Genomic DNA, 12,941 nt, shown 5'->3' with positions numbered 1-12,941 from the left:
GGTCCTCCGTCGCCTCTCCCCGCAGCCGAGTCCGTCGAGGAGCGGCCCCGCGACATGGGTACCCGCCTTGCCCTACCTGACATCGGCTGGCAGCTGAGCCGGCGTTCCAGCGCGCGGCGAGCGGCCCGCGACGGGCACGGCCCGGTCAAATCGGCTACCGTTCAGCAGCGATCCGCCTCCCCCGGATCCGCAGGAGTTGCTTGCATGTCGGATCACGATCTGCCGCTCGACCGGCGCGATCTCGCGCGCCGTTTCGATGCGGTCCGGCGTCACACCTTGACGCTGGCCGAACCCCTGTCCGCCGAGGACCAGGCCGCGCAGTCCATGCCCGACGCGAGTCCGGCCAAATGGCATCAGGCCCATACCAGCTGGTTCTTCGAGGCGCTGCTGCTGCGGCCCTTCTTGGCCGGCTACCGCCCGCTCGACGAGAGCTATCACGTCCTCTTCAACTCGTACTACGAAGGCCTGGGCCCGCGCCACCCGCGTCCGCGGCGCGGCCTGCTGACGCGGCCCTCGCTCGACGAGGTGCGCGCCTACCGTCGCCATGTCGACGAGCAGGTCCACGCGTTGATCGCGCGCGCCAGCGAGGCGCAATGGGCCTCGATCGCGCCGACGCTGGAGCTCGGTCTCAACCACGAGCAGCAGCACCAGGAGCTGCTGCTGACGGACGCGCTGCATCTGCTGTCCTGCCACCCCTGGCGGCCGGCGATGCGGGCGGGCGAGCCACCGCGCTTCGCCGAGTCGCGCGCCGAGTGGATTCCGCATGCGGGAGGCCTCGTCGACATCGGCCACGACGCCGAGGGCCGCGATCGGGGGACGGGCACGGGGCCCGGGTCGTCGTCCGGATCGGCTTCGGCGGGATCGCCGGGCCCCGTCCCGGGGGCGGGTTTTGCCTTCGACAACGAGGGCCCGCGCCACCGCACCTGGCTGGAACCCTTCGAGATCGCCAGCCGCCTGGTGACTTGCGGCGAGTTCCTGCGTTTCATCGATGCCGGGGGCTACCGCGAGCCGCGATGGTGGCTGTCCGATGGCTGGGCCACGGTGCAGGCGCAGGACTGGCGCGCCCCGCCCTACTGGATCGCGCCGGAGGACGGCGCGGATCCGGGCGACGCCGAGAACGCCGAGAACGCCCAGGGCGCGCGAGGCCCCACGGGCTGGTCGGTCTTCGGCCTGCACGGCGTGCAGGCCCTGGACCCTGGGGCGCCGGTGATGCAGCTCAGCTTCTACGAGGCGGCCGCCTATGCCGAATGGGCCGGCGCGCGCCTGCCCTCGGAGCACGAGTGGGAAGCCGCCGCGGCCCTGCCCGGCATGGCGCAGCTGGACGATCAGGTCTGGCAGTGGACACGCTCGGCCTACCACCCCTATCCCGGCTTCCGCCCGCTGGAAGGCGCGGCCTCGGAATACAACGGCAAGTTCATGGTCGGCCAGCTGGTGCTGCGCGGCGGCAGCCTCGCGACGCCGCCCGGCCACACGCGCCCGACCTACCGCAATTTCTTCCCGCCGGCGGCGCGCTGGCAGTTCAGCGGGCTGCGACTGGCCCGTGATGCGCGCCCGCGCGCGGAGACCCACGCATGAGTTCCTTCGCCGAAGACCTGCACGCGGCGCTCGCCGGCCCGGTGCACGAGATCTCCCCCAAGTACTTCTACGACGCCGAGGGCTCCGCGCTCTTCGAGCGGATCTGCGAACTGCCCGAGTACTACCCCACCCGCACCGAACTGGCGCTGCTGCGCCGGCACGCACCGGACTTCGCGCGCCGCATGGGCCGTGACGCGCAGCTGATCGAGTACGGCGCCGGCGCGCTGGTGAAGGTGCGCCTGCTGCTGGAACGCGCCGAGCGGCCGCACAGCTTCGTGCCGGTGGACATCTCCGGCCCGCATCTGCTCGCGGCCTGCGAATCGCTGCAGGCGGAACATCCCGCGCTGCGCATCCTGCCGGTGGTCGCGGACTTCACCCGCATGCATGTGCTGCCGGATCCGCCCACGGACGGCCGCCGCATCGGCTTCTTCCCGGGCTCGAGCATCGGCAACTTCGACCCGGCGCAGGCGCTGGACTTCCTGAAGCTGCTGCGCGACGAACTCGACGGCGGCGCGCTGCTGATCGGGGTCGACCTGATCAAGGACCCGGCGCTGCTGCACGCGGCCTACAACGACGCGCAGGGCGTGACGGCGCGCTTCAACCTGAACCTGCTGCGTCATGCGCAGCGCGAGCTGGGTCTGGAATGCGACGCGAGCGGCTTCGACCATTACGCGTTCTACGAGCCGCGCCTGCACCGCATCGAGATGCACCTGCTGCCGCGCGGACCGCAGCTGCTGCAGCTGCAGGGTCGGCAGTACACGCTCGCGCCGGGCAAGAGCCTGCACACCGAGAACTCCTACAAGTACAGCGTGGCGAGCTTCCAGGATCTGGCGCGTCAGGCGGGCTTCACGCCGGCCGCGCATTGGACCGACGAGCGCGGCTGGTTCAGCCTCCACTGGCTGGAGGCGGGCGGCTGAGGCGGTGCGGGGAGGACGCCGTCAGGCGTCGTAGCCGTAGACGTCCGCGAGCTTGCGCAGCAGCTCGGGCTCGTCCTGGGGCGAGAAGAAGTAGGGGAACAGGGTGCGCGAGCGGCCGTCCTCGTTCAGCGAGCCGCCATGCTTGGCGACCTGCGTCGAGCCGTAGGCCAGCGACAGGCTCATCAGCACCGCCGGCGCGCCGACGCTGCGATGCAGGCGCTGCTCGCCGTGCGGCTGGAAGTCCAGCATGCGGCGGTAGAAGCCCTTGTGGCGCGGATTGACCTCGATGACGAGGAACTCCACCCCCCAGTAGTGCATCGCATGCAGATAGGCCAGGTGGAACAGGCTGGCGAGCACCAGTTTGGACGGGCCGTCCGGATCGGCGGCCAGGCGGGTGAACTCGCACAGCTGCCAGCCTTGGCGGCGCATCGCCGCCATCTCTTCCGGGAAGCTCTGGTCGGCCGCCAGGCTGCCGCCGTCACGGCGCAGCCCCAGCGTCGACACCAGCTTGCCGTCCCAGTACGCGCCCAAGGTCACGTCGGCCGAGCGGCTCAGCTTGTAACCCCGTGACGCGTAGCGGCGCTCGAGCAGGTCGCTGCTGGTCTGCTCCATCAGCGCGCGGATCTCGATGCGGCCGAACTCGGTGTCGCGGGAAACGAGGTGGACGGAGTCGGAGCGGACAAACGGAATGTCGGCATGAATCGACTGGAACGCCTGCACGGGGCCGGCAGGGGCTTCCAGTTCGATATCCGACAGATGCGCTTCGTCGCTCATTCCCAACTCCAGACTGCTTCGTTATCAGGGGCGAGTCTATGGCCCACTCAAAGTAATTACTTCCGGCCCGTACGATAGATAACAAATGCGACTTTGGTCTTACGGGTCTGTACTGGGTTCAGGGGCTGGTCAATCCCCCAAGGGCCCGGAACCCCGCATTTGAGGGAACTCCGTTACATCGCGGGCATGCACGAGATATCGCTCGCAACACCACGCGGCAGTTCGCGGAAGCCCAAACCAGCGAGAGATTCCCGAGATTTCTCACCGCCGGTTTTGTAGCAGGTGTAACTGGGTGTATTAAGTTCAAATAGCGGATTCAGGGGACATGGGAATGCCCTGTTTTTGCAGAAATCCTTACGCGGCACTGGGATATTTGGTCGTGAACCGCCCAGAACCGGGGCTTCGGCGCCCCATTCCGGGTCGATCAGACGGCGGGCTGGGCCGCCAGCGCGTCCAGCCGGGCCCGCGCCTGGGTCATCAGGTCGCCGACGCGGCTGTCGGCCTGCGCGGCGACGGCATCGATGTCGAACAGCGACTTCAGCTCGGCGGCGGTCAGCGCGGTGGCCGGCAGGTCGCCGACGTCGATGGCGGCGTTCAGCAGTTGCTCCAGCGTGCCCTGCCCCTGGCGGACCCGATGGATCAGGTCGCGCACGAAGGCGCCGGTGCGCTGGCGTCCCAGGCGCGGCAGCAGCAGCAGTTCCAGCCGCTCGCTGGCGACCAGGCCCTGACGGTCCAGCACATGACCGCGCATGCGGTCCACGCGCACCACGGGTTCGGCCAGCGCGCGGGTGAGCGCCTGCACCGCGCTGTGCGCGCTGCCCATCAGGCCGCTCCAGTCGGCCAGTTCCGCCTGCTGCTGGCCCAGGCCGCGTTCGTGCTCCTGCGCCATGCAGGCCAGCAGGCCGGACACGCGCTGCGGCGCGCGCTGCACCGCCGACAGCGCCTGCAGCGCCGCCACCGGGTTCTTCTTGTGCGGCATGGTGGTGCAGGCGCCGTAGCCCTCGCCGGGCGGCTCGTTGAGCTCGTCGATCTCGGCCTGCGCCATCAGCGCGAAGTCCTGCGCCAGCTTGCCCAGGTTGCCGCACAGCAGGCCCACCTCCAGGCCGAGCCGCAGCCAGCGGTCGCGCTGGGTGTGCCAGGCCATCTCCGGCGCCGGCAGGTCCAGCTCGCGCGAGACCGCCTCCAGCACCTCGCCCGCCCGATCGCCGAAGCCATCGAGCGTCCCGACCGCGCCGCCCAGCTGCAGCTGCAGCGACTCGCGGCCCTGCTCCCGCAGGCGCTCGGCGCTGCGCAGCAACGGCATCAGCCAGTTCATCAACTTGAAGCGCAGGCTGATCACCTGCGCGGGCTGCATCATGGTGCGGCCCAGCAGCGGCACGGCGGCGTGGCGCTCGGCCAGCTCCAGCAGCTGGCCGCAGAGCAGTTGCAGGTCGTCGTCGATCAGGCGCAGCGCCTCGCGCGAGCGCATCGCCATCGCGGTGTCCACCAGATCCTGGGCGGAGGCGCCGCGATGCACGTAGACCGCGGCGGCGGGGTCGAACAGCGCGACCGTCTCGCGCAGCCGCTGCACCATCGGCAGGGCCAGGCTGCCGCTGCGCGGCGCGGCGGCGACCAGCGCCTGCACGTCGTAGAGCTCGGCACGGCACAGGCTGACGATCGCCTGCGCGGCGGGTGCCGGTATCAGCCCCGCCCCGGCGGCCGCGCGCGCCAGCGCGGCCTCCACATCCATCATCGACTGCACCACCGCGGCGGGGGAGAACACCGTCTCCATCGCGGCGGAAGACAAGAAAGCCTCGAACAACATCCAACGTCCTCGTGAGGGGTGTGGATGCTATCGAGGCTTCCTCGTACGCCGTACTCAAGCAAACCCGGTTGGGGTTCGTCCGGGCCGGCTTTCGCCCCGGCGTGGGTCCCTCCTCGGAGGGACGCCGCGCCGGATCGACGCGGCTCGCGTCAGTTCGTGGCCATGTACTTCTCGGCCAGCACGCTCATGTGGCGCAGCGACAGGCGGTGCATGGTGATCACTTCCATCAGGCCGTTGCGGTGCAGCTCGATGATCTTGTCGTCGGGCAGCTCGCCGAGCACCTTCTCGTTGATCGTCATGAAGCCGTCCACGTCGATCTTCTCGCCGCTGGGCAGTTGCGCCTCGAAGCGCATGTCCTGCAGCAGGTTCAGGCCCTGCAGCACCTCGCAGGCCTGGCGGGTGCGCTCGGCCTCGACCTCGAAGTTCTCGCAGAACTGCTTGGCGTTGAGCAGCAGGTCGCTGGGCTCGCCGTCTTCCTTGAACAGCGGCTCGCCCTCGGTCTCGGAGAAGGCGCCCGAGGCCACGTCCAGGCACAGGGCCATGTCGTTGCCCGAGTCGGTCAGGCGGGCCATCGCGAACGGGTAGCGGCGCACGTAGGCCGGCAGGTAGCGCGCGGTCCAGCGGCCGTCCTGGATGTACACGTTGCTGCCCTGCTTCAGGCCGAACACGGCCAGCGGGGCGATGGCGGGGGCCTGGCCCTCGCCGCCGCCGACGCGCACGAACACCACCGGGTATTCCATGGCCACGTCGGCCATCTCGGCCACGGCGATGAACAGCGAGTTCAGCGGGCTCAGACGGTCCATCGAGGACACGCCGCTGATCATGCGGGTGTTCTTGTGCTGGACCCGATCCACGGGCACCAGGTTCTCATACATCGGGGGGTTGCTCATTCAGTCACTCCATCGTCGGCCAGTCGCGAAACCAGCACCTTGTCCACACGCTTGCCGTCGAGGTCGACCACCTCGAATCTCCACGCGTCCCACTCCGCCACATCGGCCGTGCGCGGCAGACGCCCCAGCAGCAGCATCACCATGCCGGCCAGGGTGTTGTAGCGCCCACGGTCCTCCTCGGGCAGTTCCTTCAGATCCAGGCGGTCCTTCAGCTCGGTGACAGGGATCAGGCCGTCCATCAGCCAGCTGCCGTCCTCGCGTTGCACCGCCCAGGCGTCCTCGCCGTCGGGCGAGTTGAACTCGCCCGCGATCGCTTCCAGCACGTCGCGCGAAGACACGACGCCCTGGACTTCGCCGTACTCGTCGACGACGAACACCAGCGGGGTTTCCGTGCCGCGCATGTGCGCCAGCAGCTCCATGCCGGACAGCGTCTCGGGCACGAAGACCGGGGCCTCGAGCCCCGAGGACAGGTCCAGCGACTCGCCCGCCAGGGCGCGCGCCAGCAGGTTCTGCGCGCTGAGCACGCCCACCACGTCGTGCAGGCCGCCGCGGCAGACCGGGTAGCGGCTGTAGCCGTGGGCGCGCAGGATCTGCAGCACCTGCTCGGGCTTGTCGGTGACGTCCAGCCAGGCGATCTCGGCGCGCGGGATCATCATCGAGCCGATCTGGCGCTCGTCCAGGCGGAAGACGTTGCGCACCATCTGGTGCTCGTGCTCCTCGATCACGCCGGCGTCCAGGCCTTCCTCGAGGCTGGCGGCGATCTCCTCTTCCGTCACCGCGCGGTTGGACTTGCCGCCGATGCCCAGCAGCTTGAGCGTGAACTCGGTGCAGAAGCTCAGCAGCTTGACGAAGGGCCGCGTGACCAGCGACATGATCTCCATCGGCGGCGCCACCAGGCGCGCGACGGTCTCGGGGAACATCTGGCCCAGGCGCTTGGGCACCAGCTCGCCGAAGATGATGGTCACGAAGGTCAGCACCATGACGACCAGGCCGATGGCGGTGATCTCCGCGGCGCGGTCGGTGATCGGGAAGTGGGCGCGCAGGATCTCGGCCACCGGGCCGGAGAACGCGGCCTCGCCGACGATGCCGTTCAGCACCCCGATCGAGGTGATGCCGATCTGCACCGTGGACAGAAACTTGGTGGGGTTCTCGTGCAGGTCCATGGCGGCCTGCGCCCCGGACTCCCCGCTTTCGACCATGACCTGCAAGCGTGCCTTCCGGGCGGCCGTGAGGGCCATCTCCGACATGGCGAACAGACCGTTGAGCAGAATCAGGAAGAGGACTAGGGCGGTATCCATTGACAGCGCGGACTGGGGATTACCCGGAGTCGCGCCCAAAACACAAGGCCGGCAAGGTTAGCAGACCCTGCGTGACATCGACACCGCACAATCCCCGGCATGCATTACCTCATCGGCGATCTCCAGGGCTGCTGCGACGCGCTGGCCCGGCTGCTCGAGAAGATCGATTTCTCCCCTTCCCGCGACCGGCTCTACCTCCTGGGCGACCTGGTCAACCGCGGTCCCGACTCCCTCACCACGCTGCGCCGTCTGCAATCGCTGGGCGACGCGGCGCAATGCCTGCTCGGCAATCACGACCTGCACCTGCTGGCGATGGCCGCGGGGGTGCGCGCGCCGCACAAGGGTGACACCCTGACCCCCATCCTCAACGCGCCGGACCGCGAGGCGCTGCTGGACTGGCTGCGCCACCAGCGGCTGGCGATCCGGTCGCAGGGCTGGCTGATGGTGCACGCGGGCGTGGTCCCGCAATGGGACGCGGACCAGACCCTGGCGCTGGCCGACGAGGTGCACGCGCTGCTGAGCGGCCCGGACCTGGCGGACTTCCTCCCGCAGATGTACGGCAACGAGCCCGACCGCTGGCGCGACGATCTGGCGGGCGTGGAGCGGCTGCGCTTCATCATCAACGTGCTGACGCGGATCCGCTTCTGCAACGGCAAGGGCAAGCTGGACTTCAAGACCAAGGAAGGGCTGGGCACCGCCCCCGAGGGCTACCTGCCCTGGTTCGAGGTCCCGGGACGCCGCACGGCCGGCCAGCCGATCGCCTTCGGCCACTGGTCGACGCTGGGCCTGGTGCAGCGGCCCGACCTGCTGGCGCTGGACACCGGCTGCGTGTGGGGCGGTGAGCTCACGGCCGCGCGCGTGGCCGATGGCCAGGTGCAGGAGATCATCCAGGTGCAGTGCGCGCAGGCGCGCAAGCCGGGAGCGGACTGAGGCACGCATACAATGCGCGGCTTCTCTTCGAGGAGACGTGGCCGAGTGGTTTAAGGCAGCGGTCTTGAAAACCGCCGAGGGTTTGCGCCCTCCGTGGGTTCGAATCCCACCGTCTCCGCCAGTCGCGGCGGTCTTGCCGCGATCGCTCCCGTCCCCTCCTCTTCGCCGCCCGCGCGTCCCGACCGTGGCGAGCGTGCGCCAAGGACCCCGCGAACCGATCCAGAATCGGTGCGTCACATCCTTCAGGAGAGGCCCATGCAGATGAACCGCAAGCGCATTCGCAAGATCCCCGCCCTGGCCGCCGCGTGCGCGCTGGCCTGGCTGTCGATGCCGGCCATGGCGCAGTCGACGCCGACCGATGTCCGCGACCTCGTGGGCGCACGCGCCGCGGGCGCCGAATCGCAACTGCTGGCCCGCGGCTACGTGTCCGTCGGCGGCAGTCAGGGCGAGGACCGCAAATGGACCTACTGGTGGAACGAGCAGCGCGGCGTGTGCCTGTCCGTGACCACGCGCGAGGGCCGCTACGACGCCATCGTGGCCACCCCCGCCCCGGATTGCCGCCAGAGCGACGCGCGCGGCGGCGCGCCCGAGTTCCGCGACCCGGGCCCGCAGGACGGCTACCGCGAGCACATCGCGCTGGTGTGCTACGGGGAGGGCCACAAGCTCGGCAACGAGCTGAAGTCGGGCTACGAGTACGACACGGACAAGCGCAAGTACGTGGCGCGCAGCGGCGTGGAGCTCAAGAAGCAGGACTACGACACCTCGCTGACCATCGACATCAACGGTGAGCGCGGCCGCATCCGCCCCGCCAAGGAGATGGTCCCGCCGATCCATGCCGACAACGAGGACGGCTGGTTCCCGATCACCGACCTGAACGTCTCCCGCGACTTCATCCGCGGCGCGTTCAAGCTCAACAACTTCAATCAACCCAAGATCACGATCGACCGGCGCAATGGACACATCGCGCTGGACGGCATGTCCAAGTTCAGCGGGACCTGCGACTCGCTGGACCGCGACCGCAAGTTCTGACGCCCGCGCCGATCGCCGCGCCGCGGCCCGATCCTCGCGATCGGCCCGGCGCTCCGCCCCTCCCCTGCCGAGCATGGTCCCTGCCCTTCCCTCCCTCCTCGCCCTGATCGGCGGCAACGAAGACCGCCTGACCCCGGGCACCGTCCTGCGTGACCTGGTCGCCGCCTGCCGGGCCGAGCGCCATGCCGCGCGCCCCGCGGATGCCGCGCTCCGGCTGGTCGTGCTCAGCACCGCCAGCGGCGAGCCCGAGTTCCTCTGGTCCCAGTACGAGCCCGCCTTCCGCGCGCTCGGCGCCGAACCCCGCTGGCTGGACATCCGCGAGCGCGCCGCCGCCGCCCATCCGGACACGCTGGCCGCGTTGCGCGACGCCGACCTGCTCTTCATGACGGGGGGCGACCAGGAGCGCCTGGTCGACATCGTCGCCGGCACGCCGCTGCACGCGCTGATCCTCGACCGGCATGCGCGGGGCGAGCTCGCCATCGCCGGCACCAGCGCGGGCGCCTCGGCGCTGGGCGCGCACATGCCGGTGGGCGATCTCAACGAGCAGATCATCGCGCTGGGCCAGCCGGAGTCGCTGCATGCGGCGCTCGGCCTGTTGCCGGCGCTGGTCATCGACCAGCATTTCGCGCAGCGCCGACGTCACGCGCGGCTGATGCACCTGGTGATGCTGTCGCCGCGGCATCTGGGCGTGGGCGTCGACGAGGACACCGCCCTGCTGATCCGCCCCGGCCGCGGGCTGCGCGTGGTGGGATCCGGCGCGGTCACCCTCATCGACGGCTCGCGCGCCAGCGAGCGGCGCGAGGGCGGCGCGCCGACGTCGGCATCGGCATCGGCATCGGCATCGACCGTAACGTCGACATCGGCGTCCCCGACCACCAGCCCCGAACCGCGTGCCGTGGCCATCGAGCCGCTGGGCTTCTTCCTGCTTCCGAGCGGCTGCGCGTTCGAGCTGTCCAGCCCCTCGCTGCCTGCGCACCTGCACCGCGTGCTGCACGCCATCGCCGGCTGAGACAGGGGCGGCGAGCAGTCCGACCCCGGTCCCGAGCGCGGATCGAATCGCACCGAGGGCTCAGCCCGCCACGTGCGCGGCGAAGCCGCTGAGCGCGGGCGCCACGTCCTCCGCGAGCGAATGCCCGTCCGGATAGTCGCCGCCGTTCTGCGCGCGGAACGCGATCGGGGCCTCGTCGAAGAGGCCGCCCAGGCGTTCGGCCCAGCCGGCACGCGCCGCCTCGACCTGCTCCGGCGTCATGCGCCCGGCGCCGTGCACCGCATGGGTCTTCAGCACCGACATGCCGGGATAGAACAGCGTCCCGTGCGTGATCGGGAACAGCAGCTGGTCGATGGGGCCGTTGATGCCGCGCGGGCCGTAGTCCGCGGCCGGACCGCCCGTCGTCACCGACACCATCGCGCGGCGCCCGGCGAAGCCGCCCTCCCCGTAGCGCAGCCGGTTGCCCTGCCCCTGGTTGCCGTAGGCCAGGCCGCGCGCCCAGACGCGGTCGATCCAGCCCTTCATGATGGCCGGCATGCCGAACCACCACAGCGGGAACTGCAGGATCACCAGGTCGGCCGCGAGCACCTTGCGCTGCTCCTCGACCACGTCGGCCGGCTGCAGGCCCTCGTCGTAGGCGTGACCGGACTCGCGCACGAAGTCCAGCCGGCGGCCGTCCACCCGCATCGGGAAGTCGGCTTCGTCATAGACGGCCTTCCAGCCCATGCCGTAGAGGTCGGATTCCAGGACCTCGTGGCCGGCCGCCCGCAAGACCTGACCCGCCGTCTCCACCAGCGTGCGCGTCAGCGAGGTCGGCTCCGGCTGTGCGTGGACGATGAGCACGGTCTTGCGGCCGACGACCGTCCCGGCGGGGGCCCCCTCGGCACCCGCGGTCGTCGACCGGGTCCGGGTGGCTTGGGGGGCCGGGGTGACGGGGATGGCGGTGGGCTGGCTCATGAGGAACTCCGTTGAGAGGGATCGAAAGGGGATGGGCCGCGGCGTGGCGTCCAGGGATGCGCCGGCGCAGCGAATGACCGTCAGTCTGGCGATCGCCGACCCATCCGTGAAATCACGATTCCTCTGACCTACTATCCACGCCATGGATACCAGCCGCCTCGACCTGAATCTGCTCGTCACGCTCGAGGCGCTGCTCGCCGAGCGCAACGTGACCCGGGCCGCCGAGCGCCTGCACCTGAGCCAGCCCGCCGTCAGCGCGCAGCTCAGCCGGCTGCGCGACGTCTTCCAGGATCCGCTGCTGCTGCCCGCGCAGCGCGGCATGACGCCCACCGCCAAGGCCCTGTCGCTCCTGGAGCCGCTGCGCCAGGCGCTCGATCAGGTGCGCGGCGTCGCGACCTCGCACCTCACTTTCGATCCGGCCAGCGCCGCGCTCACCGTCACCATCGCGGCGTCGGACTACCTGCAGACCTCGGTGCTGCAGCCGCTGGTGCTGAAGCTGCGGCGCGAGGCGCCCGGCGTGCGCGTGGCCCTCCGCCACATGGATCCCAGCCAGCACGAGGCGCTGATGAGCCGCGGCGACATCGACCTCGGGCTCATGATGCCCAGCGAGGCCGCGCCCGGCCTGCGCATGCGCTCGCTGTATCACGAGCGCTATGTGCTGATCGCGCGTCGCGGCCATCCGGCCGTGAAGGGCAAGGTCACCCTCAAGGGCTATGCGAAGCTGGAGCAGGTGATCGTCTCGCCGGCCGGCGGCGCGTTCTCGACGCCGGTGGATCACGCGCTGGCCGCGCTGGGGCTGCGGCGCCAGGTCGTGCTCTCGGCCGCGTCCTTCCTCTTCGTGCCGGACATCGTGTCGCGCTCCGACCTGGTCGCGCTGGTGCCCGAGCGCCTGGTCAAGGGCCGCGCCACCGGCCTGCAGGTGCTGGCGCCGCCCTTCCCGATCGACGGCTTCGAGCTCGCCATGGTCTGGCACGAGCGCAACCATGGCCACGTCGCGCAGCAGTGGTTGCGGGAACGCGTGCTCGGCATCGCCGCCGCATGAAACCCGCATGACGCGCGCGTGAGGCGGTCGACAGCGAATCGTCAGCACCGCGTGAGTCGCACGTCCTTGGCGCACGCCGCGCACCAGGGACGCCCTCCCGGAGCCCCGGCGAGGGTCGTTTGAGCGAGTCACGAAAGCGACAGCAAACGACTTCTTCATGTCGACTTAACGCCGTCTTGACTTGAATCTGTCGGAAAGCTGTCCGGCCGCACAAGCCCGATGGATTCTGCGGTTAACGCGTATGACTTCGCAGGGCGTCGCCGGAACCATGAGCGCATTCCGTTCATTCCACTCTGGTGTGTCCATGATCAACCGCTCCCTGGCGCGAGGCCTCTTCCTCGCCGCGGTCGCCCTGTTCTTCGGACTGGGCGCGCTGCGCTACCCCATCGGCCGCATGGACCATGCCGGTCCGGGTCTCTTCCCGCTGATGATCAGCATCCTGCTGGGCCTGGTGGCGCTGGCGACCATCGTGCGCGGCGTCGTCACCGGTGGCCCGGCGATGAGCTTCCAGTACAAGAACATCGGCCTGGTGCTGGGCGCGCTGTGCGCGTTCTCGCTGGTCTCGCGCTGGGTCAACATGTCCGCCGGCATCGTCGTGATGGTCTTCATCGCCACCGCCGCGGGCAGCAACTACTCCTGGAAGCGCAACATCGCGATCAGCGCCGGCCTGCTGGCGATCGCCTTCGTGTTCCAGAAGTTCCTCGGCCTCAACCTGCCGCTGCTGTAAGGACCTGGCC

General features: G+C 69.9%; 12 protein-coding genes and 1 tRNA gene. 8 read left to right on the top strand and 5 right to left on the bottom strand.

Translation table 11 applies throughout. From position 1 onward, the window contains the following. The first annotated feature begins 54 nt into the window (after nt 1-54). Both egtB and egtD read left to right on the top strand, forming a co-directional pair. Nucleotides 55-1,575 carry an ergothioneine biosynthesis protein EgtB gene (egtB, locus tag MCHT01_RS22145; RefSeq protein ID WP_439956181.1) on the top strand — a complete coding sequence of 507 codons (1,521 nt, stop codon included), beginning with the start codon at nt 55-57 and terminating at the stop codon, nt 1,573-1,575. Beyond that, on the top strand, nt 1,572-2,492 hold the full coding sequence (gene egtD / locus MCHT01_RS22140; RefSeq protein ID WP_067068846.1) for an L-histidine N(alpha)-methyltransferase: 921 nt from the start codon (nt 1,572-1,574) through the stop codon (nt 2,490-2,492). The genes egtB and egtD overlap by 4 nt, the downstream gene beginning before the upstream one ends. A 21-nt stretch (nt 2,493-2,513) precedes the next feature. Here egtD and MCHT01_RS22135 read toward each other — a convergent pair whose 3' ends face one another. From MCHT01_RS22135 to MCHT01_RS22120, 4 genes are all read right to left on the bottom strand, one after another. Next, nucleotides 2,514-3,266, bottom strand: a complete 753-nt coding sequence (locus tag MCHT01_RS22135) for an N-acyl amino acid synthase FeeM domain-containing protein (protein ID WP_067068843.1) — start codon at nt 3,264-3,266, stop codon at nt 2,514-2,516. A gap of 424 nt (nt 3,267-3,690) precedes the next feature. Further along, on the bottom strand, nt 3,691-5,052 hold the full coding sequence (locus MCHT01_RS22130) for a lyase family protein (RefSeq protein ID WP_169806191.1): 1,362 nt from the start codon (nt 5,050-5,052) through the stop codon (nt 3,691-3,693). A gap of 167 nt (nt 5,053-5,219) precedes the next feature. After that, nucleotides 5,220-5,960 carry a SapC family protein gene (locus MCHT01_RS22125; RefSeq protein ID WP_067068837.1) on the bottom strand — a complete coding sequence of 247 codons (741 nt, stop codon included), beginning with the start codon at nt 5,958-5,960 and terminating at the stop codon, nt 5,220-5,222. After that, entirely contained in the window at nt 5,957-7,258 is a 1,302-nt protein-coding gene (locus tag MCHT01_RS22120; protein ID WP_067068835.1) for a hemolysin family protein, read from the bottom strand. Before MCHT01_RS22120 ends, MCHT01_RS22125 begins: the two co-directional genes overlap by 4 nt. A 99-nt stretch (nt 7,259-7,357) precedes the next feature. On the opposite strand from MCHT01_RS22120, the gene MCHT01_RS22115 reads away from it, so the two are divergent. The 4 genes from MCHT01_RS22115 to MCHT01_RS22100 all read left to right on the top strand — a co-directional run bounded on the left by MCHT01_RS22115 (nt 7,358) and on the right by MCHT01_RS22100 (nt 10,226). Further along, complete coding sequence (locus tag MCHT01_RS22115; RefSeq protein ID WP_067068833.1) at nt 7,358-8,188, top strand: symmetrical bis(5'-nucleosyl)-tetraphosphatase; 831 nt, start codon at nt 7,358-7,360, stop codon at nt 8,186-8,188. A gap of 31 nt (nt 8,189-8,219) precedes the next feature. Then, nucleotides 8,220-8,309 (top strand) — tRNA-Ser (locus tag MCHT01_RS22110). 134 nt (nt 8,310-8,443) lie between these two features. Further along, complete coding sequence (locus MCHT01_RS22105; protein ID WP_067068832.1) at nt 8,444-9,217, top strand: hypothetical protein; 774 nt, start codon at nt 8,444-8,446, stop codon at nt 9,215-9,217. Nucleotides 9,218-9,290: 73 nt separating this feature from the next. Further along, the gene (locus tag MCHT01_RS22100) at nt 9,291-10,226 is read left to right on the top strand and encodes a cyanophycinase (protein ID WP_067068830.1); all 936 of its coding nucleotides are present in this window, start codon (nt 9,291-9,293) and stop codon (nt 10,224-10,226) included. 60 nt (nt 10,227-10,286) lie between these two features. Here MCHT01_RS22100 and MCHT01_RS22095 read toward each other — a convergent pair whose 3' ends face one another. Beyond that, nucleotides 10,287-11,162, bottom strand: a complete 876-nt coding sequence (locus MCHT01_RS22095) for an NAD(P)H-dependent oxidoreductase (RefSeq protein ID WP_084453211.1) — start codon at nt 11,160-11,162, stop codon at nt 10,287-10,289. Nucleotides 11,163-11,304: 142 nt separating this feature from the next. Between MCHT01_RS22095 and MCHT01_RS22090 the strand changes: the two genes are divergently transcribed. Continuing rightward, nucleotides 11,305-12,204 (top strand): LysR family transcriptional regulator, encoded by a 900-nt coding sequence (locus MCHT01_RS22090; RefSeq protein ID WP_067068828.1) that lies wholly within the window; start codon nt 11,305-11,307, stop codon nt 12,202-12,204. Between the two features lie 304 nt (nt 12,205-12,508). Beyond that, the gene (locus MCHT01_RS22085; protein WP_067068826.1) at nt 12,509-12,931 is read left to right on the top strand and encodes a tripartite tricarboxylate transporter TctB family protein; all 423 of its coding nucleotides are present in this window, start codon (nt 12,509-12,511) and stop codon (nt 12,929-12,931) included. The last annotated feature ends 10 nt before the right edge of the window (nt 12,932-12,941 follow it).

It is taken from the genome of Mitsuaria chitosanitabida ATCC BAA-476 = NBRC 102408 (genome assembly GCF_001598255.1).
In the GTDB taxonomy this organism is placed as follows: domain Bacteria; phylum Pseudomonadota; class Gammaproteobacteria; order Burkholderiales; family Burkholderiaceae_C; genus Roseateles; species Roseateles chitosanitabidus.
The sequence above is the reverse complement of the archived record's forward strand: the minus strand, read 5'-3'. Positions and strand labels throughout refer to the sequence as shown.

What these genes read in the sequence shown, in the direction of transcription:
- egtB (WP_439956181.1), top strand. Translation starts at nt 55, where the DNA reads ATGGGTACCCGCCTTGCCCTACCTGACATCGGCTGGCAGCTGAGCCGG.
- egtD (WP_067068846.1), top strand. Translation starts at nt 1,572, where the DNA reads ATGAGTTCCTTCGCCGAAGACCTGCACGCGGCGCTCGCCGGCCCGGTG.
- MCHT01_RS22135 (WP_067068843.1), bottom strand. Translation starts at nt 3,266, where the DNA reads ATGAGCGACGAAGCGCATCTGTCGGATATCGAACTGGAAGCCCCTGCC.
- MCHT01_RS22125 (WP_067068837.1), bottom strand. Translation starts at nt 5,960, where the DNA reads ATGAGCAACCCCCCGATGTATGAGAACCTGGTGCCCGTGGATCGGGTC.
- MCHT01_RS22120 (WP_067068835.1), bottom strand. Translation starts at nt 7,258, where the DNA reads ATGGATACCGCCCTAGTCCTCTTCCTGATTCTGCTCAACGGTCTGTTC.
- MCHT01_RS22115 (WP_067068833.1), top strand. Translation starts at nt 7,358, where the DNA reads ATGCATTACCTCATCGGCGATCTCCAGGGCTGCTGCGACGCGCTGGCC.
- MCHT01_RS22105 (WP_067068832.1), top strand. Translation starts at nt 8,444, where the DNA reads ATGCAGATGAACCGCAAGCGCATTCGCAAGATCCCCGCCCTGGCCGCC.
- MCHT01_RS22100 (WP_067068830.1), top strand. Translation starts at nt 9,291, where the DNA reads ATGGTCCCTGCCCTTCCCTCCCTCCTCGCCCTGATCGGCGGCAACGAA.
- MCHT01_RS22095 (WP_084453211.1), bottom strand. Translation starts at nt 11,162, where the DNA reads ATGAGCCAGCCCACCGCCATCCCCGTCACCCCGGCCCCCCAAGCCACC.
- MCHT01_RS22090 (WP_067068828.1), top strand. Translation starts at nt 11,305, where the DNA reads ATGGATACCAGCCGCCTCGACCTGAATCTGCTCGTCACGCTCGAGGCG.
- MCHT01_RS22085 (WP_067068826.1), top strand. Translation starts at nt 12,509, where the DNA reads ATGATCAACCGCTCCCTGGCGCGAGGCCTCTTCCTCGCCGCGGTCGCC.